Source organism: Stenotrophomonas maltophilia, from assembly GCF_002799245.1.
GTDB classification, from domain to species: domain Bacteria; phylum Pseudomonadota; class Gammaproteobacteria; order Xanthomonadales; family Xanthomonadaceae; genus Stenotrophomonas; species Stenotrophomonas maltophilia_S.
In genome coordinates this window covers 143,686-165,898 of record NZ_NEQV01000004.1, presented here as the reverse complement: position 1 = coordinate 165,898, position 22,213 = coordinate 143,686, and the positions used below count along the sequence as shown (strand labels likewise).

The 22,213-nt window shown below is 67.7% G+C and carries 20 protein-coding genes; 10 read left to right on the top strand and 10 right to left on the bottom strand.

The window, feature by feature from the left end:
• Positions 1-184 precede the first annotated feature (184 nt).
• Positions 185-2,161: a UvrD-helicase domain-containing protein gene (locus B9Y64_RS13045; RefSeq protein WP_100441072.1), complete on the bottom strand. Its 1,977-nt coding sequence runs from the start codon at positions 2,159-2,161 to the stop codon at positions 185-187.
• 99 nt (positions 2,162-2,260) lie between these two features.
• Here B9Y64_RS13045 and B9Y64_RS13040 point away from each other — a divergent pair, with 99 nt between their 5' ends.
• From B9Y64_RS13040 to B9Y64_RS13030, 3 genes are read left to right on the top strand one after another with little or no spacing between them, the layout of a single operon-like run.
• Entirely contained in the window at positions 2,261-2,932 is a 672-nt protein-coding gene (locus tag B9Y64_RS13040) for an SEL1-like repeat protein (protein ID WP_100441071.1), read from the top strand.
• Entirely contained in the window at positions 2,929-3,663 is a 735-nt protein-coding gene (locus tag B9Y64_RS13035; RefSeq protein ID WP_238379896.1) for an SEL1-like repeat protein, read from the top strand. Before B9Y64_RS13040 ends, B9Y64_RS13035 begins: the two co-directional genes overlap by 4 nt.
• Before the next feature lie 9 nt (positions 3,664-3,672).
• Positions 3,673-4,293, top strand: coding sequence for a thymidine kinase (locus B9Y64_RS13030; protein WP_005421101.1), 621 nt, complete (start codon positions 3,673-3,675; stop codon positions 4,291-4,293).
• A gap of 396 nt (positions 4,294-4,689) precedes the next feature.
• Here the strand turns inward: B9Y64_RS13030 and B9Y64_RS13025 are convergent, their stop codons facing one another.
• From B9Y64_RS13025 to B9Y64_RS13010, 4 genes are all read right to left on the bottom strand, one after another.
• Positions 4,690-6,294 (bottom strand): glucan biosynthesis protein, encoded by a 1,605-nt coding sequence (locus B9Y64_RS13025; RefSeq protein WP_100441070.1) that lies wholly within the window; start codon positions 6,292-6,294, stop codon positions 4,690-4,692.
• 105 nt (positions 6,295-6,399) lie between these two features.
• A complete protein-coding gene (gene mutM / locus B9Y64_RS13020; RefSeq protein ID WP_100441069.1) occupies positions 6,400-7,212 on the bottom strand; it encodes a bifunctional DNA-formamidopyrimidine glycosylase/DNA-(apurinic or apyrimidinic site) lyase in 813 nt (270 codons plus the stop codon).
• A 61-nt stretch (positions 7,213-7,273) separates the two neighbouring features.
• Entirely contained in the window at positions 7,274-7,606 is a 333-nt protein-coding gene (locus B9Y64_RS13015; RefSeq protein WP_100441068.1) for a hypothetical protein, read from the bottom strand.
• Positions 7,603-8,805, bottom strand: coding sequence for a DesA family fatty acid desaturase (locus tag B9Y64_RS13010; protein ID WP_100441067.1), 1,203 nt, complete (start codon positions 8,803-8,805; stop codon positions 7,603-7,605). The genes B9Y64_RS13015 and B9Y64_RS13010 overlap by 4 nt, the downstream gene beginning before the upstream one ends.
• Before the next feature lie 151 nt (positions 8,806-8,956).
• Here B9Y64_RS13010 and B9Y64_RS13005 point away from each other — a divergent pair, with 151 nt between their 5' ends.
• Entirely contained in the window at positions 8,957-9,778 is an 822-nt protein-coding gene (locus B9Y64_RS13005) for an ABC transporter ATP-binding protein (protein WP_100441066.1), read from the top strand.
• Positions 9,779-9,908: 130 nt separating this feature from the next.
• Here B9Y64_RS13005 and B9Y64_RS13000 read toward each other — a convergent pair whose 3' ends face one another.
• Both B9Y64_RS13000 and B9Y64_RS12995 read right to left on the bottom strand, forming a co-directional pair.
• Entirely contained in the window at positions 9,909-11,111 is a 1,203-nt protein-coding gene (locus B9Y64_RS13000) for a DUF4785 domain-containing protein (RefSeq protein WP_100441065.1), read from the bottom strand.
• Positions 11,112-11,122: 11 nt separating this feature from the next.
• Positions 11,123-12,001, bottom strand: coding sequence for a hypothetical protein (locus B9Y64_RS12995; RefSeq protein WP_100441064.1), 879 nt, complete (start codon positions 11,999-12,001; stop codon positions 11,123-11,125).
• A gap of 261 nt (positions 12,002-12,262) precedes the next feature.
• Between B9Y64_RS12995 and B9Y64_RS12990 the strand changes: the two genes are divergently transcribed.
• Positions 12,263-13,102, top strand: a complete 840-nt coding sequence (locus B9Y64_RS12990; RefSeq protein WP_100441063.1) for an acid phosphatase — start codon at positions 12,263-12,265, stop codon at positions 13,100-13,102.
• Positions 13,103-13,249: 147 nt separating this feature from the next.
• On the opposite strand, the gene B9Y64_RS12985 is transcribed toward B9Y64_RS12990, so the two are convergent.
• Positions 13,250-15,520 (bottom strand): TonB-dependent receptor, encoded by a 2,271-nt coding sequence (locus B9Y64_RS12985; RefSeq protein ID WP_100441062.1) that lies wholly within the window; start codon positions 15,518-15,520, stop codon positions 13,250-13,252.
• A 170-nt stretch (positions 15,521-15,690) separates the two neighbouring features.
• Between B9Y64_RS12985 and B9Y64_RS12980 the strand changes: the two genes are divergently transcribed.
• Positions 15,691-16,707, top strand: a complete 1,017-nt coding sequence (locus B9Y64_RS12980) for a TIGR00266 family protein (RefSeq protein ID WP_100441061.1) — start codon at positions 15,691-15,693, stop codon at positions 16,705-16,707.
• Between the two features lie 177 nt (positions 16,708-16,884).
• Positions 16,885-17,877: a patatin-like phospholipase family protein gene (locus B9Y64_RS12975; RefSeq protein ID WP_100441353.1), complete on the top strand. Its 993-nt coding sequence runs from the start codon at positions 16,885-16,887 to the stop codon at positions 17,875-17,877.
• Between the two features lie 39 nt (positions 17,878-17,916).
• Here B9Y64_RS12975 and B9Y64_RS12970 read toward each other — a convergent pair whose 3' ends face one another.
• Entirely contained in the window at positions 17,917-18,402 is a 486-nt protein-coding gene (locus B9Y64_RS12970) for an Lrp/AsnC family transcriptional regulator (protein WP_100441060.1), read from the bottom strand.
• Between the two features lie 125 nt (positions 18,403-18,527).
• Between B9Y64_RS12970 and phhA the strand changes: the two genes are divergently transcribed.
• Positions 18,528-19,421, top strand: coding sequence for a phenylalanine 4-monooxygenase (phhA, locus tag B9Y64_RS12965; protein ID WP_100441059.1), 894 nt, complete (start codon positions 18,528-18,530; stop codon positions 19,419-19,421).
• 104 nt (positions 19,422-19,525) lie between these two features.
• Here phhA and B9Y64_RS12960 read toward each other — a convergent pair whose 3' ends face one another.
• On the bottom strand, positions 19,526-20,581 hold the full coding sequence (locus B9Y64_RS12960) for a LacI family DNA-binding transcriptional regulator (RefSeq protein ID WP_100441058.1): 1,056 nt from the start codon (positions 20,579-20,581) through the stop codon (positions 19,526-19,528).
• 239 nt (positions 20,582-20,820) lie between these two features.
• Here B9Y64_RS12960 and B9Y64_RS12955 point away from each other — a divergent pair, with 239 nt between their 5' ends.
• Both B9Y64_RS12955 and eda read left to right on the top strand, forming a co-directional pair.
• Entirely contained in the window at positions 20,821-21,411 is a 591-nt protein-coding gene (locus B9Y64_RS12955; protein WP_100441057.1) for a cysteine dioxygenase family protein, read from the top strand.
• A 106-nt stretch (positions 21,412-21,517) separates the two neighbouring features.
• Complete coding sequence (eda, locus tag B9Y64_RS12950; protein ID WP_100441056.1) at positions 21,518-22,156, top strand: bifunctional 4-hydroxy-2-oxoglutarate aldolase/2-dehydro-3-deoxy-phosphogluconate aldolase; 639 nt, start codon at positions 21,518-21,520, stop codon at positions 22,154-22,156.
• The last annotated feature ends 57 nt before the right edge of the window (positions 22,157-22,213 follow it).

The following is a 22,213-nucleotide window of genomic DNA, read 5'->3' as shown; positions in this document are numbered from 1 at the left end:
CTTTCCAAGGCCGGATAGATGGGTTGCGCAGGGGCGTGAGCCGCATGGGTGCGGCGACCGAGCTTACAGGGACGTACTTGCAGCGTCCCCTGCGCAGCCCATCTACCCGGCCAACACACAACGGCAGTCGACTGACAGTCGACTCTACCCACTGTCAGCCACGAGGGGCTGCGCCGTTCGCCGATCAATCGAACAACGCCTCGATCGCCGCCAACCCCGCCGTCGCCCGCTCCTTCTTGCGCGCCGCATCGGCCACCGGGTCAGCACCATCGCGCTGGATCTCCTCGGCCGGAATCTCCTCGAAGAAGCGGCTCGGCTTCAGCCGTACGTGTTCGCCGAACTTGCGGGTCAGCTTGCTGTAGCTCATCCACAGCTGGATCTTGGCGCGGGTGATGCCCACATACAGCAGGCGCCGCTCTTCCTGGAGATTGCCTTCGTCCAGGCTGACCTGGTGCGGCAGCACGCCGTCCTCGCAGCCAACGATGAACACGTACGGGAATTCCAGGCCCTTGGAGGCATGCATGGTCATCATGCGCACCTGGTTGCCGCCCTCGTCCTTGTCGCTGCGCGACAGCAGCGCCAGCTGGCCGGCCAGGTCGGCGGCGGTGGCACCACGCGGGCCACCCTCGAACCACTGCGCCAGTTCCTCGATGTTGTTGGCACGGCGCTGGTAACTGGCCTCTTCCTTGGCCTGCTGGCGAAGTTCGCTGAGCAGGCCCGACTCCTTGGCCACCTTGCGGATCATGTCGCCGGAACTGATCTGGCGGGTCTGCGCGCGCAGGTCGCGCAGGATGTCGGTGAAGCGCGCCAGGCTGTTGGCCGCGCGCGGCGGCAACTGCTGCAGGGCGCCGATCGCCTCGGCGGCCTGCGCCATCGGCATGTCCTTTTCCTGCGCCAGCTCGGCCAGCTTGGCCAGCGTGCCGGCACCGACATCGCGCTTGGGCGACTGCACCGCACGCATGAACGCGGTGTCGTCGTCCGGGTTCACCAGCAGGCGCAGCCACGCCAGCGTGTCCTTCACTTCCTGGCGCTCCAGGAACATCGTGCCGCCGGTCAGGTGGTAGGGGATGCGCAGCAGCTGCATCGCCTTTTCCAGCGGGCGCGACTGGAAGTTGCCGCGGAACAGGATGCAGAAATCGCTCCACGGCACGTTGCGCGACTGCGCCACGAAGGCGATCTCGGCCGCAACCTTTTCCGCTTCATGCTCGCTGTTGCGGCATTCCCACACGCGGATCCGCTCGCCGTCGGCCTGGTCGCTCCACAGCTTCTTCAGGTGCTCGTGCGGGTTGTTGGCGATCAGCGCATTGGCCGCGCGCAGCACGCGGTTGGAACAGCGGTAGTTCTGCTCCAGCTTGATGATCTCCAGCGTGGGGTAGTCGCGCCCCATCTGCTGCAGGTTTTCCGGGTTGGCGCCGCGCCAGGCGTAGATCGACTGGTCATCGTCGCCCACGCAGGTGAAATTGCCCTTCTCACCGGCCAGCTGCTTGAGCAGGCGGTACTGTGCGTCGTTGGTGTCCTGGCATTCGTCCACCAGCAGGTAGCCGATGCGCTCGCGCCAGGCCAGGGCGATCTCCGGGTTCTCTTCCAGGATCTGCACCGGCAGGCGGATCAGGTCGTCGAAGTCGACCGCATTGAACGCGGTCAACCGCAGCTGGTAGCGCTCGTAGACGCTGGCCGCTTCCTTTTCACGGTTGCTGCGCGCGGCAGCCATCGCCTGCTCGGGCGACAGCCCGGCATTCTTCGCGCGCGACACCAGGTTCTTCATGTCCTCGATGTCATCGGGCTTGGCGCCGTACATCAGGTCCTTGATCTGCGCGGCGGCATCATCGGCATCGAAGATCGAGAAGCCGCGCTTCAGGCCCACGGCGGCATGTTCGATCTGCAGGAACTTCAGGCCCAGCGCATGGAAGGTGCAGATGGTCACCTCGTCGGCGTCCTGCTCGCGCAGGCGCTTGGCCACGCGCTCGCGCATTTCCTTGGCCGACTTGTTGGTGAAGGTGATCGCGGCGATGCGGCGGGCCGGGTAGCGGCCACAGCCGATCAGGTGGGCGATCTTCTCCACGATCACGCGCGTCTTGCCGCTGCCGGCACCGGCGAGCACCAGCAACGGGCCTTCGATGTGCAGGACCGCGGCAGCTTGGGGAGGATTGAGACCGTGCATGGGGACAGGATTGTAGCGGGGTGCCGGCAGGCCCACCTGACTTGCAAGGAACCCGGGCGTAAGGTATTGAATCGGCACCGGAACACAGGAGCGTGGTCCATGTCCTTGAACGCCATCACCCGCCCGTTGGTGGCCACCCTGCTCGGCCTGCTGGCCATGCCTGCGACCGCGTCCAGCCCGGCACCGCGCACCGACGCCTATGAATCGATCGTGCTGCAGTCGCACGAGTTTCTTGTCTACCATCCGGACCTGCGCTTCCGTGGGCTCGGCATGCAGGCCCGCGAACGGGGCCGCCACGAAGAAGCCCGCAACGACTTCCGCAATGCCGCGCGCTACGGCGACAAGCTGTCACAGGCAGCGCTGGCCGACATGCTCTGGAACGGGCAAGGCGGCCCGGTCGACCGCGCCCTGGGCTATGCGTGGATGGACCTGGCGGCCGAGCGCGGCACCGAGTGGCTGGTGGTGCAGCGCGAACGCTTCTGGGAGGCGCTGTCGGCCGACGAACGCGCGCGCGCGGTGCGCGAGGGCCGCGCGCTGTACGCCGAGTTTGGCGACCCGGCGGCGACGCCGCGGCTGGAAAGGGAACTGCGGGCCGGCAGCATGCAGCAGACCGGCAGCCGCGCCGGCTGGAACGGCGCCATGCGCAGCCAGGGCCGCGGCGATGCGGGGTCCCGTGTGCTGCAACCGGAGAAGCATCAGCTGGCCCGTTACTGGGACCCGGTGGCCTACCGGCAATGGCAGGACGAGGAGCTGGCAAGGGCGGGACGATGACCCGCGCCTGCCAGGCCATCGCCGCCTTCGCGCTGGCGCTGCTGGCACCGGGGTACGCGGCCGCCAGCGCCTGTACGCCGGACCCGGCCGCGTCGATCCCGTCGGCTTTGCTGACCGAGGGTTTCCTGCAGGCCCATCCCGACCTGTACTGGCGCGACTTGGGCCAGCTGTCGTGGCGGCGCGGCAAGCCGGCACAGGCGCGGGTGCGGTTCCAGCGCGCCAGCCTGTATGCCGACAAGGTCTCGCAGTCGCTGGTTGCCCGCATGTACCAGGAAGGCATCGGCATCGACGCCGACCCGGTGCTGGCCTACATCTGGATGGACCTGGCCGCCGAACGCGGCTACCGCGACCTGCTGGTTGAACGCGAACGTTACTGGCAACGGCTGGATGCCGGGCAGCGCCAGCGGGTGCTTGCCGAAGGCCCGGCGCTCTACGCGCAGTACGGCGATGCCGTGGCCAAGCCGCGCATGGAAACCGTGCTGAGGACCGCCCGCAATGCGATGACCGGCAGCCGCACCGGCTTCGTCAACCCGGGCCTGCGCATGGCCCTGGGCGAAGGGCCGGAGGCCGACCGGCCGGTCACCGGCGATGACTATTACCGCGACGCCTTCTGGGAACCGGCGGCCTACTGGTGCCTGCAGGAGCAGATCTGGCAGAACACCCGGCTGCGGCCCAGCATCGAGATCGGCGCTCCCCGGCAGATCCGCGACGGCGGGCCGGGCGGCGACTAGAATTGGCCGATGGCCAAGCTCTATTTCTACTATTCGGCGATGAACGCCGGCAAGACCACCACCCTGCTGCAGAGCGCGCACAACTACCGCGAGCGCGGCATGCGGGTGGCGATCCTGACCCCGCGCCTGGACGACCGTGCCGGCGCCGGCGTGGTCGCCTCGCGGATCGGCCTGCGCGCCGATGGCATGGCCTTCGACCGCGATACCGACCTGCAGCGCTGGGTGGAGCAGGACCTGGCAGCCAACGGCCCGATGGGCTGCGTGCTGGTGGACGAGGCGCAGTTCCTGACCCGCGCCCAGGTCTGGCAGCTCAGCGAGGTAGTCGACCAGCTGCGCATTCCGGTGCTGTGCTACGGCCTGCGCACCGACTTCCGCGGCGAGCTGTTCGAGGGCAGCCAGTACCTGCTGGCCTGGGCCGACGAGATGCAGGAGATCAAGACCATCTGCCACAGCGGCAAGAAGGCGACGATGACCGTGCGCGTGGACGAGCATGGCCACGCCGTGCAGGACGGCCCGCAGGTGGAGATCGGTGGCAACGAGCGCTACGTGTCGGTCAGCCGTGCCGAGTTCAAGAAGATCACCCGCGGCGAAGGGCGCATCGATCCGGCGCAGGCGCCCCTGCCGTTGTAATGGGTATTCTTTTGCAGGGCTTGCAGCCCTGCACCTGCTCAACGCAACAGCAACGGCGAAAGCTGGCATTCCGTGGGATGGCGGGGCGGTGTGGGCTTGCAGGACACGCCGTAAACCCGTCCCTGGGGGCTCGATGGCGCCATCCATGGCGCCAACGGTCCTGCAAGCCCACACCGCCCCACCTCTGACAGATTTCCGCAGCTGTTGGTAGGTGTCGACCTTGGTCGACACATCTGTCAGATATCGAATGAAGTTCCGGGGTCAGATCCGTTTTCCTTCGGAAAACGGATCTGACCCCACGAGCTGTTCCAACAGACGGAATGCCGGCTTTTGACGTTGACGTTGACGTTGACCTCTGCAGGTGCAGGGCGCAGCCCTGCGAACCCACACCCCCTCTTAGTAAAGCGTGCGCTCCGGCGCCCCCGCCGGCGGCGGGGTGTACTGGTACAGCCAGGTCTCAGTGAGGGTCTTGCCACCACTGCGCAGGAACAGGCGGATGTCGATCTGCTCGGTACTGCCTTCCGGCGGCACCAGGTCGAACATCGCGCGATAGCCGTTGATCTCGCGCAGCGGGCGCGCCGACACGATCTCGACCCGGCCACGGCTGGCTTGCACCACCGCCTCGACCTCGCCCTTGTCGATCAGCCCGGCCAGCTCGCCACCTTCGAAGTCCACCGCGAAGCGCCAGCTGAAGTATTCGCGCTTCTTGCCAACCACGCCGCCCAGGCCGGTACGGCTGGCCACGCAGTGCGCCAGCGGCGGCCGTGCCGGCGGCTCGGCGCCCCAGTACAGGCGGTAGCCGACCAGCAGCTCCTGGCCCGGCTGCGGCTTTTCCTTCGGGTTCCAGAACGCCACGATGTTGTCGAACGTCTCGTCCACGGTGGGAATCTCCACCAGCTGCACCGAACCTTCGCCCCATTCGCCCTTCGGCTCCACCCACAGGCACGGGCGCTTCTCGTAGAACACGCCGTCGTCCTGGTAATGGTCGAAATTGCGGTCACGCTGCAGCAGGCCGAAGCCACGCGGGTTGCGATCCACGAACATGTTGAACCGCAGGTTGCGCGGGTTCAGCAGCGGGCGCCAGATCCACTCGCCGGCACCGGTCCACAGCGACAGGCCATCGGTGTCGTGGATCTCCGGGCGCCAGTCCCATGCCATGCGGCGGTCGTTCTCGCCCACCTGGTACATGCTGGTGCAGGGGGCGATGCCCAACCGCTCGATCGCCTTGCGCGGGTACAGTGCACTGTCGATGTCCATCAGCAGCACGTCGCCATTGGTGATCGCGAAGCGATAGGCACCGGCCACGCTGGGCGAATCCAGCAGGCCGTAGACCACGATCGTCTCCGAATCGGCCGACGGCTGTTCCAGGTAATAGGCGATGAAGTCCGGGAACTCCTCCGGCTTGCCCATGCCGGTGTCGATCGCAAGGCCACGCGCCGACTGGCCATACTGGCCTTCCTTGCCGACTGCGCGGAAGTAGCTGGCGCCGAGGAAGGCGGCGAAGTCGCGGTCGGTGTCCTTGCGGGTGTTCAGGCGGAAACCGGCGAAACCCAGGTCAGCCGGCAGCTCGCCATCCTTGATGCCGCTCTTGCCGTAGTTGAACGCCGCGCCGTCATAGGCCAGCTCCTGCGCCTTGCCGTCGACCACGTCGAACATGCGCACCGGGGAATGGAAGTACAGGCCCAGGTGGAAGAACTTGGCCTGGAACTTGCCCGGCTGGTCGGCCCACAGGGCATGGTCCTGGCGGTAGCCGATCGACTGGTACTGGTCCCAGTCCAGCCCTTCCAGGCGGCCCGGCAGCACCCGCTTGTGGCTCTTGTAGGGCGCCTGTGCCAGCGCGCGCGCCTGGCCCTTCAGGGTGGCGAAGTCGAACGGCTGCGGCTGGCCCAGGCGGCGCAGGCCCATCTGGCCGCTCTTGCTGGCCGCACACGCGGGCAGGGACGGCAGGCCGAATGCAGCCAGGGCGAGGGAGGCATTGCGGATGAAGTCGCGTCGTTGCATGCAGGCGCGTCAGGCACAGGGAGGAAGGTCGGCCATCATAGGCAGACAAACGTTAACGGGCAGCGGAGACGCGCCCTGCCCGTTCAGCTGCCGCTGGCTGCCGGCTCAGCGTTGGCAGTGGCTGCACCAGACGCTGGCGCGCTGGCCGATGGTGGCGTGCTTCAGCGCGCGGCCACAGTTCGGGCAGGGCAGCCCGTCGCGGCCGTACACCAGCAGTTCCTGTTCGAAGTAGCCCGGCGCGCCATCGGGGCTGATGAAATCGCGCAGGGTGGTGCCGCCGCGGGTGATGGCGTAGCCCAGGATCTCCTTCACCGCGTCGGCCAGCCGCTGGTAGCGTTCGCGCGAGATCTTTCCGGCCTCGCGCAGCGGGCTGATGCCGGCCTTGAACAGGCTCTCGGCCGCGTAGATGTTGCCCACACCCACCACCACCGCCTGATCCATCAGGAAGGTCTTCACCGGCGCACTGCGGCCCCGGCTGCGGGCGAACAGGTAGTCGCCGTCGAATGTCTCGTCCAGCGGTTCCGGGCCCAGCCCCTGCAGCAGCGGGTGGATCTCACCGGCCGGCTGCCAGAGCAGGCTGCCGAAACGGCGCGGGTCGTTGAAGCGCAGCAGGCGGCCGTTGTCCAGGCTGATGTCGACGTGGTCGTGCGTGCGCAGCGGGGTATCACCGGGCAGCACGCGCAGGCTGCCGGACATTCCCAGGTGCAGCACCGCGCTGCCGATGGCGGTATCCAGCAGCAGGTACTTGGCGCGCCGGCGGATGTCCTCGATGCGCTGCCCCGGCAGCAGCTCGGCCACTTCCGGTGGAATCGGCCAGCGCAGATCGGCGCGGCGCAGGATCACCCCATGCACGCGGCGGCCCTGCAGGTGCGGCGCCAGGCCGCGGCGGGTGGTTTCGACTTCGGGCAGTTCAGGCATGGGGCGATTCTACGCCCCACCACACGACGGTCGCCGGGCATGGCCCGGCGACCCTGCCGATTCAACGCGGCGGTGCCGCCAGCTCACGCGCATCCAGGAAGCCATCAGCATTGGCATCCTGCTTGTGGAAGCGCTGCACGATCATCTGCCGCTGCTGCTCGCGGCCGATCGCCCTGCCCTTGCCACCGGGCAGCTCATCGGCCGTCAGCACGCCATCACCATTCCGGTCCATGCGGTCGAAGGCGTACAGCATCCATTGCACATACTCGGCCTCGCTGACCTTGCCGTCGCCATCGCTGTCCATCCGCTGCAGGTAGCTGGCGGTATCGGTGACCTGGGCCAGCGCCGCACTCGGCAGCAGCGTCGCCAGCACAAGTGCGTACCCTGCCCTCACGCGCCCACCAGGCTGTAGCCCTTCAACCGCGCGGCGTAGGCCTGCAGCGCCGCGATACCGCTTTCCTCAGCCTCGCGGCACCATGCCTGCAGCTGGTGCAGGCGCTCGGCAGCATCGTGGCCACGGGCCTCCAGCAGCGCTGACAAGCGCGTCCGGTATTCGACCAGGGTGCGGATGCGCGGTCGCTGTGCCACCCACGCGCTCAGCTGGGCGCGGCTGTCCGGTTTCAGCCAGCGACCATCATTGACCAGGCCACGGCGCAACCGGCGCGGCAGCAGGCGGCGCAGTTTGGCCCCGGCCTGCGCGGCTTCCTCGCGCAGGGCCGGCATGAACACGTTGCGCTGGTAGTCGGTCATCGCCTGGAAGCGGTGCGACAGCAGCGCCTTCAGGGTTTCGGCATCGGGCACGGCGATGTTCGGGCGCACGTCCATGGCCGGCGCCACCCGCAGTACCCTGGCCAGGCGCAGCGCCTGCAGCAGGCGGATCGCACTCCAGCCGATGTCGAACTCCCAGCGCCGCATCGCAAAGCGCGCCGAACTGGGGAAGGCATGATGGTTGTTGTGCAGCTCCTCGCCGCCGATCCAGAACCCCCAGGGCGTGAGGTTGGTGGAGGTATCGGCCGACTCGTAGTTGCGGTACCCCCACCAGTGGCCCAGGCCATTGACCACGCCCGCAGCCCAGAACGGGATCCAGGCCATCTGGATCGCCCACAGGGCCACGCCGGGCAGGCCGAACAGCACGCTGTTGATCGCCAGCAGCAGCACCGGGCCCAGCGTGGCGTGCGGGGTATACAGGTGGCGCTCGATCGCATCGTCCGGGGTACCGCGCCCGTACTGCTCGATGTCCGCGCGCATGCCGCGTGCCTCCCGGTACAGCTCCACGCCGTGCCAGAACACCTTGCCGATGCCGCGGGTGACCGGGCTGTGCGGGTCGTCCTTGGTCTCCACCTTGGCGTGGTGCTTGCGGTGGATGGCCACCCACTCGCGGGTGATCATCGAGGTGGTCAGCCACAGCCAGAAGCGGAACACGTGGGCCAGCGCCGGGTGGAAATCGACCCCGCGATGGGCCTGGCTGCGGTGCAGGTACAGGGTCACCGAGAAGATGGTGATCTGGGTGAAGACCAGCAAGACCGCCAGCATGGCCCACCACCCCAGGCCGAGCACACCACCGGTCAACAGGGACATCAGGGCATCAGGCATGACAGCTCTCCGGATCGACGCGGCGATGGCAGACATGATGGGCGCTTGCGTTGCAAACTGCATCCCTGCGGCGGTGTATCGCATCGCCATCCGTGGCACCGTTCACAGTTGGGGACCTGAGTTGTCGAGCCTTGATCCACGCGCCAGCACCATGACCGCCGCCCCGCCCGTTGCGGAGCAGCCCCCGTTGATCGAACTGGACCGCGCCACCGTGGTGCGCGGCCAGGTGAAGGTGCTGCACGGGCTCAGCCTGCGCATCGCACAGGGCCAGCACACCGCCCTGCTCGGCCCCAACGGCTGCGGCAAATCGACCTTCATCAAGCTGATCACCCGCGAGCTTTACCCGCTGGCCCAGGGCGACGGCTCGGTGGCGGTGAAGGTACTGGGCCAGAACCGCTGGCAGGTGGACCGGCTGCGCTCGCAGCTGGGCATCGTCACCGGCGACCTCAGCAGCAACCTGGCCGACATGCCCGGGCTGACCGTGGAGCAGGCGGTGCTGTCCGGCTTCTTTGCCAGCTACGTGGTGCCGGCCTTCCGCGAGGTGACCGCCGACATGCGTGCGCGGGTCGGCGAAACGCTGGCGATGACCGGCGCCCTGTCCCTGCGCGACCGCGCCTACGCGGAGCTGTCCGCCGGCGAGACCCGCCGCGTGCTGATCGCCCGCGCGCTGGTCAATCGGCCGCAGGCACTGCTGCTGGACGAACCCTCCACCGGGCTGGACCTGGTCGCCCGCGAACAGCTGGTGGCGACCATGCGGGTGCTGGCGCAGCAGGGCATCACCCTGGTGCTGGTGACCCACCACATCGAAGAGATCATTCCCGAGATCGAGCGGGTGGTGCTGCTGCGCGACGGCCGCGTACTGGCCGACGGCACACGCGCCGAACTGCTGCGCAACGAACCGTTGTCGGCGGTGTTCGGCGGCGCGATCACCGTCTGCGAGCAGGAAGGCCGGCTGACCGCATACGCGGGGTAATCGACATGCCACTGTAGAGCCGAGCCTGTACTCGGCTGCTCCTGGCCGCGGGCAACGGCAGCCGAGCACAGGCTCGGCTCTACAGAAAACGGTGCAGCAGGCCGGATGTTCCGGCCCGCCACACCCTTGCTCAGAACCTCAACGCCAGCGCGCGCGACTCGATCGGTGCCATCCGGCTCTGGTCCTGCAGCTGCAGGTCGCGCAGTTCGTACGGCGCACCGAAACCGGCTGGCAACGCAGCCTGGTCGAACGGCAGCACCAGCTGGCCCGCGCCCGGCCCATCGAACCACGCTGCTGCATGTGCCTGCGCGACCGGCTTCAGCTGGCCGTCGCGGGCAGTGGCATACAGCGTGCCCCGTGCCTCGTAGCGGCCAGCGGCGGCTACCTGCAGCGGCAGCGCCACCTGGCGGCTGGCCGGATCCGGTGCCGCCTGGCCACTGAAGCGCGCGGTCGGCCGTGCCACCGCGAAGGCCACCTTGCCATCGCGCAGCACGCCATCGGCCTGGGCGAACACCTGCAGTTCCCACAGCCCCTGCACAGTGCCGACATCGGCCGGGATGCGCACCTGCGCGCGCAGGCTGCCATCGGTGGTGCGCAGCAGGCGCTGCGGCCAGCTGCGGCCATCCGGTGCGACCAGCAGGGCTTCACCGCCCAGGCCGCCACGACGCGATGCCAGCTGCGCGGTGGTGGCGCCGTCTTCCAGCAGGCGTGCCTGCAGCTGCACGTTGCCGCCGGCCAGCACCTGCGCCTGGTTGGCCTGCACCTCAAGCCGCAACGGGCTGTTCGGCTCCAGCACCTGCACCACGTAACGGCCCTGCGCCTGTGCGCTCTGCAGCGTGTAGGCACCAGCCGCACTGGTCGCGCCGGTGCGCAGCATGCTGCTGCCGTCACCCACCGGCATGCCGGCATCCTGCAGCGCGCGTGCATCGACACTGCGGGCGACACTGCTGCGGCCGGCCGGGTCGCGCACCTGCAGGGTGCTGGCCGGCAGCACGCGGGCACCTTCGGCCGGGCTCAGCTGGATCACCGCATCGGCCGCCGTCAGGGGCAGATCCAGGCCGCGTTGCAGCTGCGTGCCATCGACCTGCTGCCAGTAGCTGCGGCTGACCGAGGCATACGGCGTGGCGGCCTGCAGCGGTTGTGCCGGATCCAGCACCCAGGCAAAGGACAGCGGCGCGTGCTCGCTTTCATCGGCGGGCAGCGGTGCGGCTACCAGTGCGGCAGGCACCTGATCGCCCGCGCGGGCGGCCTGCAGAGGCTGCGCGGCCTGCGCAGCGGAAAGGGACAGCACTGCCAGCACGGCACTGGCCAGCAGAGTGGAATGGATGGTCATGGTCGTCTCCCTCACTGGGTCAGGTCGTTGCGCAGCAGGGTGCCGAGGCCGAAGCACTCGCGGCGGCTCTGGTTGTGGCTGAGCGGCTCGGCATCCTTGGTGCGCTGCTTGTCGGTGAACCAGGTGGTGCCGGCAGCCTTCTGGCTGCTGCACTCCAGGAAGCCATCGGAGCAGGACGACAGCCAGTTCTGGGTGAACTCAAGGCCGACATTGGCGGCGTAGCCACCGCAGTAGCTGTTGCTGTCCCACACCGCCGATTCCACGTCGCTGCCGACCACCGCACGGAACGGCTTGGGCAGCGCCGGGCGACCGGCGGTGCCGTACAGGTTCTGTGCGTTGTAGGTGGCCATGCTCGCCACCTGCTGCTGGCGTACCGCGTCGTTCTTGTAGCCCAGCAGCCAGCCCAGCGACGTTTCGAAGGTGTTGCCGTTGAGCACCGCATCGGCCAGCGGCGTACCCGCCGAGGACGGCGCCAGTGCGGTGACCTTGCGCACCGTACGGATGATCTTCGGATAGCGGCTGTCGTAGGTCGGGTTGGACAGGATCCAGCGCACCACGTTGCCGCCGTTGGAGTGGGTGATCACCACCAGCTGGGTGATGCCGCGGCTGTCGATGAAGCTGGTCAGCTGGTTGGCCAGGCAACCGGCGGCTTCCGGCTTCCACATGTACTGGGTGAAATCACAGTTGATGACCACGTAGTTGCTGCTGTTCGGCAGGCCCTGGCGCACGGTGTCGATGATCGCCGGTTGCCAGTAGTCCTGGGTGGCATTGGTCTGCGCGCCGGTGCCATGCACGAAGGCCACGCCGATCACGTCGGCGGCCTGAGCCGGGGCGGTTGCCAGCCCGAGGAGCAGGGCCAGGATGGTACTTCCTGTTGCGGTGCTGCGCATCGCTTCTCTCCCTCTGTCAGCGGATCCCCCCGACCCGGCTGGAACTGGACGGCCCCTGGCGCTCGCCGTTGTGCCGATGCTCGCGGTGCAGGCAGGTGAAAGTCCGTGCGCTGCGCCCGAATTCAGGAGATTGACGACACTCGATGACGCTTTTCATCTGTTCCGATGACCATGCCGGGTCTGGCCGTATGACCGATGGCCACTGCGGTGTCGCATGCGGGCTGCGATCATGAGGCGATGTTTTTCTTCCGGAGCCCGTCCATGTCGCTGATTTCCCACCCTGCCCGCCCGCTGCTCGGCCTCGCCGCAGCCGTGGCCCTGGCCGGCTGTGCTGCCACCGCCAGCAAACCGACCGCCGTCGAAGCCAACATCACCACCAAGGCGGTGGGCTATCTGGACAAGAGTGCGGTACCGGCCAGCCTGGACCTGGTGCCGGCACCACCGGTCGCCGGGTCGGCTGCCCTCGCCCTGGACGAACAGGTCAGCCGTGAAGCCCGCGCGCTGCGTGGCAGCCCGCGCTTCGCCCAGGCCGGCGTCGATGCGGAACTCGGCTTCCCCGAAGGCGCCAACCACTTCTCCTGCGCCGCCGACATCGACGTCGATGCGGTGAAGACCCCGGCGCTGTATCGCCTGCTGGAGCGCAGCCGGATCGACGCCAGCGCCGCCACCAAGGCGGCCAAGAACCACTACCAGCGCCCGCGCCCGTTCATGGTCAACGGTGAGCCGACCTGTGCGCCGAAGGACGAGGAAGGCCTGCGCAGGAACGGCTCCTACCCGTCCGGCCACACCTCGATCGGCTGGGCCTGGGCACTGATCCTGTCCGAGATCGCGCCGGACCGCGCCGATGCCATCCAGGCCCGCGGCCGCAACTACGGCGAGAGCCGCCTGGTCTGCAACGTGCACTGGCAGAGCGACATCCTCGAAGGCCGCTTCATGGGCGCCGCCGCCGTGGCCCGCCTGCACGACAACGCCGCGTTCAACAAGGATCTGTTGGCTGCGCGCAAGGAAATCGCTGCGGCGCGCAAGGCCGGCCTGCACTCCAGCCGCGACTGCGCCACCGAGAACGCGGTGCTGAAGATCCGCCCGCAGAGCGCGCTGTAAGAACCCCCGTCCTGCAGTACGCCTCTGTAGAGCCGAGCCATGCTCGGCTCAGGGCAGCCGAGCGCAGGCTCGGCTCTACAGGAAGCAGCAAGCAGAAGGGCCGGCATTGCGCCGGCCCTTCTTCATTGCATCATCGCAGCAACCGCATCAGAACTTCGCGGTGAACTCCACGCCCCAGGTCCGCGGCTCGTTGAGGAAGCCGGTCAGGTTGTTGAAGTCGATCGCGCCGACCACGCGGGTCTGGTTGGTCAGGTTGCGGCCGAACACGGCCACGTCGTACTGGCCGTAATCCCAGTTGTAGCCCAGGCGCAGGCCGCCTTCCAGCGAACTACGGCCGCGGAATTCCGGCGACTCGTAGATGAAGAAGTTCACCGCACTGCGGTAGGCCCAGTCGGTGTAGGCGTACAGCTCGCTGCCATCGCTGAGCGGGAAGCCCACGCGCAGGGTCGCATTGTGGATCCACTTCGGCGCCTGCGGCAGCGGGTTGCCGTTCACCAGCGCATAGGTCTGGCCGTTGATCACCGTGGTCGGGTCGGTGATGGTGCAGCCGCCGCCGCAGATCGCCACCGCCAGGTTCTTGTCCTTGATCTCGGTGTCGTTGTAGCTGCTGCCGAAGGTCAGCAGGACGTTGTCGGCCAGGTAGGCCTCCAGGTCCAGCTCGACACCCTGTCCGATGGTCTTGTCAGCGTTGAGCAGGGTGGCGGTGTTGTTGGTGCCGCCCACCGCGATCAGCTGCTGGCCATCGACGTTGTAGCGGAACACGCTCAGGCCCAGGCGCGCGCGGCGCTCGAACAGGTCGGCCTTGATGCCGGCTTCGTACGAGATGACCTTCTCCGAATCGGCCTGCGACAGGCCCGGTGCGAAGGCCAGGCGGCCCTGGATCGACGGCGCGCGGAAGCCCTTGGCCACGCGGGCGTAGGCGTTGATGTCGTCGGTCAGCTTGTAGACGCCGCTGAGATCCCAGCTGACGTCGTTGACGTCGGTGTTGGCCAGGTACGGGCCACTGACCGGGGTGCCGAACGGAACGGCCTGCAGCACGCTGGCGCTGAAGTCCTTCTTGTCCTGGGTATAGCGCACGCCGGCACGCAGCTTGAAGCGGTCGGTGACATCGAAGTCGCCCGAGGCGAACACCGCCCAGGCCTTGTTGCGCTGGTTCTGCACCACGTGGCCGGTCTGCGGATTGCCCGGGGCCAGCGAGTCGTAGTTGAAGTTGTTGATGGTCACGTCTTCATCAAAGTAGAAGACGCCGGCCTGCCAGTCGAAGCGGCCCCACTCGTTGGACTCGATGCGGAATTCCTGCGTCCACTGGCGGTGATGCGGCAGGCCGTCAGCCGACTCCGACGAGAACGGGATGAAGCCCGGGCCGTAGTTGCCGGCGCCGAGGAAGGCCGCACCGTAGCCGCCGTCGATATCACCGCGGTTGAGCGATTCGGCGGTTTCGTAACCGGTGATCGAGTGCAGCGTCACCGAGCCGAGGTTCCACTGCAGGCGCGCGCTGCCGCCCCAGGTCGTCAGGTCGGAGAAGTTGACGCCATCGTTGGCCACCTTGTCGCGATCGAAGTTCTCGACCAGCGAATTGCCACCCTTCTGGATGATGTTGGCGCGGAACAGGCGGGCGGTGCCGTTGAGCTTGCGCTTGTGCAGGTTGAACAGCGCTTCGAAATCATCACCTTCGTACAGGAACTGCACGCGGCCGGCGGCTTCGTCATAGCCTTCGAAGCCGCTGTTGGGCGCGCCGACACGGGTGTTGTCGACCCAATCGTCGCGACGCTGGTAGATCGCCGAGACGCGTGCCGACCAGCGGTCGGTCAGCGGGCCGCCGTAGGCGCCCTGCACGTTCCAGCTGTTGTAGCTGCCGTAGCCGACGCGGATGTAGCCGTCGGCATCCTGCGACGGGCGCGCCGAATCGAACTTGACCACGCCGGCCGGCGTGTTGCGGCCGAACAGGGTGCCCTGCGGGCCACGCAGCACTTCCACGTTGGCCAGGTCGAACAGCGGGAAGCCCTTCAGCAGCGGGCTTTCCTGCACCACGTCGTCGTACACCAGCGACACCGGCTGCGACGCATTGAGATCGAAGTCGGTGTTGCCCAGGCCACGGATGTAGAAGCGCGGGAAGGCACGACCGTAGGACGACTCGATGTTGAGGCTGGGCACGCGTGCGGCCAGGAAGCGGATGTCATCGCCGGCCGAGCCGAGCACATCCAGCTTCTCGCCCTGGATCGCGGTGACCGCGACCGGCACGTCCTTGGCGTTCTCGACGCGGCGCTGCGCGGTCACCTGCAGGGTGTCGAGGGCAACCGGATCCTTGGCAGCGGGGGTTTCCTGGGCAGCTGCTACCAGCGGCAGCAGGGCGGAAAGAGCGGCAACGAGGGGACGCGCGACCGGAAATCGGCCACGGGAAGTGCGGGTCGGGGACATGGCGGTAGGCTGTGTTTGGAGGGGTGGTAAAACGGCGCTACCAGATAATTGTTGCAATACAGCACCAATCCCGCAAACATCCGTCGTTTATGTCCCTCAATGATCCCGATCGGCAGCCGGCAGAGGGGCTCGCTAGACTCGGGGCTTCACACCACAGCGGACCCGCCACGATGACCCAGTGGTACTTCCATGCCTCCGCCCAGGCCGACCGCGTCGGACCGCTCGATGACGAGCCCGCGCGCCGCTATGCACAGGCCAACCCGCGTGCCCTGGCCTGGTGCCAGGGCATGAGCGGGTGGACGTCGATTGCCGAGGTGCCCGAACTGCAGGCGCCGGCCCCGGGCATGCCGAACACCCCGCCGCCGGTTCCGGCGACCGCCAGTGGTCGTGCCGACGACATCGAGTTCCGCATCGTTGGCCATGAAATGCAGTTCGTGGAAATCGAGCTCGACCCCGGCGAGAGCGCCATTGCCGAGGCCGGCGCCTTGATGTTCAAGGACGCGACCGTGCAGATGGATACGGTGTTCGGCGCCGCCAACGGCGATCAGGGCGGCGGCCTCATGGGCAAGGTGATGGCCGCAGGCAGGCGTGTGCTGACCGGCGAGAGCCTGTTCGCCACCGTCTACACCCAGACCGGCCACGGCAAGGGCAAGGTCGCCTTCGCCGCGCCCTACCCCGGCACCGTGCTGGCGATGCGTCTGGACCAGCATGGCGGCCGCCTGATCTGCCAGAAGGACAGCTTCCTGGCCGGTGCGCGTGGCGTGCAGATCGGCGTGCAGTTCCAGCGCAAGATCATGACCGGCCTGTTCGGCGGCGAGGGCTTCATCATGCAGAAGCTGGAAGGCGACGGCTGGGTGTTCATCCATGCCGGCGGCTGCGTGATCGAGCGCGAACTGGCGGCGGGCGAACGCCTGGACGTGGATACCGGCTGCGTGGTGGCCTACCACTCCAGCGTGGACATGGACGTGCGCCGGGTGGCCGGCATCAAGAGCATGCTGTTCGGCGGCGAAGGCGTGTTCCTGGCCACGCTGACCGGCCCGGGCAAGGTCTGGCTGCAGTCGCTGCCGTTCTCGCGCCTGGCCGGGCGCATGTGGATGGCCGCGCCGCAGGGCGGCGGCCAGAGCCGTGGCGAAGGCTCGGTGCTGGGTGGCCTGGGCCGGATGCTGGACGGCGACAACCGGTTCTGAGCCACTCGCCCGGTAGGTGCCGACCTTGGTCGGCACAGGAATCTGCGTGTGCCGACCAAGGTCGGCAGCTACCGGGTTGCTTTTCCTGAATAGGGAATTCCCCCACCCTGCCCGCCCCGCCATCGCTTCGGTATGCTGGCGCCCTTTCCCGAGTCCGGCGCCGCGAGCGCACTGCCGATGAGCCTGTTCCGCCCCCGCATGCTGCTGTCCGTCGCCCTGATCGGCCTGCTGGCCGGATGCGGTGGCGATCCGGTCCGTCCCACGCCGCCGCCTGCGCCGACCGTGGTGCCGCAGGCCAAGCCGATCAGGATCGGCATCGCCCTTGGCGGTGGCGCGGCCAAGGGCTTTGCCCACATCGGCGTGATCAAGATGCTGGAGGCCAACGGCTTCGAGCCGGCCGTGGTCTCCGGCACCAGCGCCGGCAGCGTGGTCGGCGCGCTGTATGCCAGCGGCATGGACGCCTTCCAGATGCAGAGCAAGGCGGTCGCGCTGGACGAAGCCAGCATCCGCGACGTTCGCCTGTTCTCCGGTGGCCTGGTGCAGGGCCAGAAGCTGCAGGACTACGTCAACGAGCAGGTCGCCAACCGTCCTGCCGAGCGCCTGAAGAAACCGTTCGCCGCCGTTGCCACCCAGCTGGAAACCGGCGAGCGCTCGATCTTCGTGCGCGGCAACGTCGGCCAGGCCGTGCGTGCGTCGAGCAGCATCCCGGGCGTGTTCGAACCGGTGAAGATCGGTGGCCGCAACTACATCGACGGTGGCGTGGTCAGTCCGGTACCGGTGGACGCGGCGCGCCAGCTCGGCGCCGACTTCGTGATTGCCGTGGACATCTCCAGCAAGGCCAGCGGCAAGGCGCCGACGGACATGCTGGGCATCGTCAACCAGTCCATCTCGATCATGGGCCAGCGCCTGGGCGAGCAGGAACTGGCGCGCGCCGACATCGTCATCCGCCCCAAGGTACTGGACATCGGCGCCGCCGATTTCAGCCAGCGTGGCACCGCGATCCTGGAAGGCGAAAAGGCCGCGATGGCGGCGATGCCGCAGATCCGCGCGAAGATCCAGCAGCTGCAGCGCGCACGTGCCGCCGCTGCGGCACCAGCACCGGTGGCCGTCCCGAAGTGCGAGGAAACCTCGCGCCTGGGCAAGCTGATGGGCCGCAAGGACAAGTGCTGATCCCTTGATGCGTGGCCACCGGGCAGGCCCGGTGGTCGCTCAGGCTTCCAGCTGCGACAACGGCAACGCCTGGAAGCCCTTCACCGTGCGCAGCACGAAGCTGGAATTGGCATCGGCCACGCCACCGGCGTTGAGCAGGCGGTCCAGCAGGAAGTGCGAGAAGTGCTCCAGGTCGCGCACGTAGACGTGCAGCAGGTAGTCCATGTCGCCGGTCAGCGCATGGCAGGCCACCACTTCATCCCAGCCCTGCACGCTGTCCACGAAGTGGCCGATGGCGGCCTGGTCGTGCTTCTCCAGCTGCACGCGCACGAAGGCCTGCAGGCCCAACCGCAGCTGCCGTGGCTCCAGCCGCGCGCCATAGCCGACGATCACGCCCTCGCTTTCCAGCCGCTGCAGGCGGCGCAGGCAGGCCGACGGTGAGAGGTTCACCCGCGTCGCCAGCTCGGCGTTGGTGGCGCGCCCATCCCGCTGGATTTCAGCCAGCAAGCGTATATCCGTGCGATCGAACTGGACTTCTCCGGCCATTGTTGCCCCGCAACATGGTGAGTACGCAAGGATATTGCGCCAACAAGGCCAATCGACGCAACTTTTGCAACCCTGTTGCGCGCGCCCTGCCCTAGCATCGTGGGTATCCCATCCAGGAGTGCCCCATGGACCTCGCCCAGCCCCGCCGCGTCGAACACCAGCAGACCGACAAGGGCTACGTGCCGGTGTATACCACCGCGCTCGTCGAGCAGCCGTGGGACACCTATAGCGCCGACGACCACGCCACCTGGAGCACGCTGTACCAGCGCCAGCGCGAGCTGCTGGTCGGCCGCGCCTGCCAGGAGTTCCTGGATGCGCAGGACGAAATGGGCATGAGCGCGCACATGATTCCGCGCTTCGACCAGCTCAACGAAGTGCTCGGCGCCGCCACCGGCTGGACCCTGGTTGGCGTTGAAGGCCTGCTGCCGGAACTGGATTTCTTCGACCACCTGGCCAATCGGCGCTTCCCGGTGACCTGGTGGATCCGCCGCCCGGACCAGATCGACTACATCGCCGAACCGGACCTGTTCCACGATCTGTTCGGCCACGTGCCGCTGCTGATGAACCCGGTGTTCGCCGATTACATGGAGGCGTACGGCCGTGGTGGCGTCAAGGCCCACGCGATCGGTCCGGATGCGCTGCAGAACCTGACCCGCCTGTACTGGTACACGGTGGAGTTCGGCCTGATCGATACGCCCGAGGGCCTGCGCATCTACGGTGCCGGCATCGTGTCGTCGAAGGGCGAATCGCTGTACTCGCTGGAATCGGCCGCACCCAACCGCATCGGCTTCGACCTGCAGCGCATCATGCGCACGAAGTACCGCATCGACACCTTCCAGAAGACCTACTTCGTCATCGACAGCTTCGAACAGCTGATGCAGGCGACCTCACCGGACTTCACCCCGATCTATGCGGCGCTGGCCGACCAGGCACACCTGCCGGCCGGTGAAGTACAGGGCGATGACCGCGTGTTCCAGGCCGGCACCGGCGAAGGCTGGGCCGACGGCGGCGACGTGTAAGCGCGCAACGCACACCGCTTCGCACGGGAACGGCGCACCAGGGTGCGCCGTTTCCGCTTCCAACGGCCTGCCTCGTTGCAACGATGCAGGCCAGGGCCGCGCAGTCAGCCGTCCACGGCCCGGCAGGAACCGCGCACCATCAGCTGCGGATGCACGCTGGCGGCGGTGGGCGCGTCCGGAACGTCGGTCTGCACCAGCATGGCGGCGGCGGTGCGGCCGATGTCGCTCACATGGCGGCGTACCGACGTCAGCGGCGGCCACAGCCGCGATGCCAGCGGGCTGTCGTCGTAGCTGACGATCGACAACTGCTGCGGCACCGCGATGCCTGCACGCAATGCCACCTGGTACACGCCAGCGGCCATTTCGTCGTTGCCGGCGAAGATCGCACTGGGGCGTTGCCCGCCCATCAGCAGCCGTTCGGCGGCATGCACGCCGGACTCGAAGGTGTCGCCCGCTTCCAGCACGCGCCCGTCCGGCAGGGTCAGGCCGACCTGCGCCAGCCGATCAAGGAAACCATGCGCACGTTCGCGTGCGGCGCGACGGTCGCCAGGGCCGGCAATCACCGCGATGTCGCGGTGGCCCAGCGAGAGCAGGTAGCCCGCAGCCGCGGCGGCACCATCGCGATCGTGGGTGACCACCGCCTGCACGTCCTCCTCCGACGCATGCGCGTTGATGCGGATGTAGCGGCAGTCGATCGCATCGAGCATCTGCGCCAGCGCCATCGATTCGGATGCGCGCGGGCCCAGGATCACGCCATGCAGTTTCTGCTGCTGCACGAAGCGGCGCACGCCGTCCGCACAGTCCGGATCCTGGCTGTTGCACGGGTGCACCACCAGCTCATAGCCGGTGCCGCGCAGCGCTTCCAGCGCGCCGTGCTGCAGGTCGACAATGCATTGGGCACCGGGGTCGTCGTACACCAGGCCGATCAGGAAGGAGCGGCGGAACGCGAGTCCGCGCGCCAGAGGGTCGGGCACGTAACCGACCTCGCGCATCAACGCCTCGACCTTGTCGCGGGTGTCTTTGCGCACCAGCGGCGAGTTGTTGATGATTCTTGAAACCGTTTTCTTGGAAACTCCCGACAGTCGTGCGATGTCGTTGATCGTGGCAGCCTTGCCCTTCGATGCCGGCAACGCGGCATCGCTAATATTTCGCACTGACATGTATAGAACCAGGTAAGTCGGAGAATTCTAGCCTTGCGCCCGTCGGGCGCGAAGTTGCGGAATGTCGCAGCGGATCTGAATCGTGTCGTGTTCGACACGTTCTGCTGCGTGAGGTTCCATTGTGATCGCTCTACTTCCTCTGCATCTGAACCGTTCTTCCGCGCGTGTTCACCCTGAATGCGGACGCGACGCGCGCGAACGCCAACATTCCCTTAACCATGCTCCGCTACATTCGGGGCATGGACCTGCAGACTTCTCCGTTCCCGCCGTTCCGTGGCCGCGACCGGTTGATCGCCGCAGTCGATGCGGCGATGACCTCCGGTGATGCCGAGCGCATCACTGCCGACCTGCAGCTGGCGCTGCAGGAAGCGATCGCCGACAGCCGCATCGAATTGCCCGAATGCGTGCATCGGCCGGTCAGTGATCATTACGCGCGACGCCCGCTGTACCACAGCCGCGAACACGGCTACAGCGTGATTGCCATGAGCTGGGGCCCAGGGCAGGGCACGCCGCTGCACGACCACGATGCCATGTGGTGTGTGGAGGGAGTGTGGTTGGGCGAACTGGAGATCACCCGTTACGAGCTGCTGGAGTGCGCCGGCGAACGCTGGCGCTTCCGCCGCCACGCCGCGCTGCGCGGGGGCTGCGGCAGTGCCGGCAGCCTGATCCCGCCGCACGAGTACCACACCCTGCGCAACGCCAGCGATGACGCACTGGCGATCTCGGTCCATGTGTACGAGGCGCAGATGGAGCGCTCGGCGGTGTTCGATCCGCTCGGCGGCGACTGGTACCAGCGCCGCATCCAGGCCCTGCAGGCCGACCCGGCCTGAATCCGGCGCGGGGCAGGGCAGCGCCGCGGTCCGCATGGCATCATGCGCCGCTGCGCTGCCGGGCCCGGCAGCATCCGCGATGCCCTGGCGGGCAAGGAGCAAGACGATGTCCAGCGCTGATCCGCGCCTGCGCGCGCTGTTGAAACTGGCACCGGTGATCCCGGTGTATACCCCCGAAGATGTGAATGAAGCGGTCGAAGTGGCCCAGGCGCTGTTCCGCGGCGGCCTGCCGGTGATCGAAGTGACGCTGCGTACGGCGCAGGCACTGGATGCGATCAAGGCCATGGTCGAGGCCGTGCCCGATGCGGTGATCGGTGCCGGCACCGTGCTCAATGCCGCGCAGATGCAGGCGGCGAAGCAGGCCGGTGCACGTTTTGCCGTTTCCCCCGGAGCCACGCCGGCGCTGTACGCGGCCGCGCGCGATGCCGACCTGCCGTACCTGCCCGGTGCCGCCACCGCCTCGGACCTGATCCTGGGCCTGGAGCACGGCGCGGACACCTTCAAGTTCTTCCCCGCGGTGCAGGCCGGCGGTGCCGCGCTGCTGGCCGCGTGGCACGGCCCGTTCGCCGATGTGCGTTTCTGCCCGACCGGCGGCATCAGCACGCAGACCGCGCCGCAGTTCCTGCACCTGCCCAACGTGCTGTGCGTGGGCGGTTCGTGGCTGACCACCCCGGCGCTGCTGCAGACCCGTGACTGGGACGCCATCGAGCGCCTGGCCCGTGAAGCCGCTGTACTGGCGGGGTAGGCGCAGAGCGATAGATCTGTTCGATTTGCACACAGATGCTGTGGGCTTGAAAGGGTT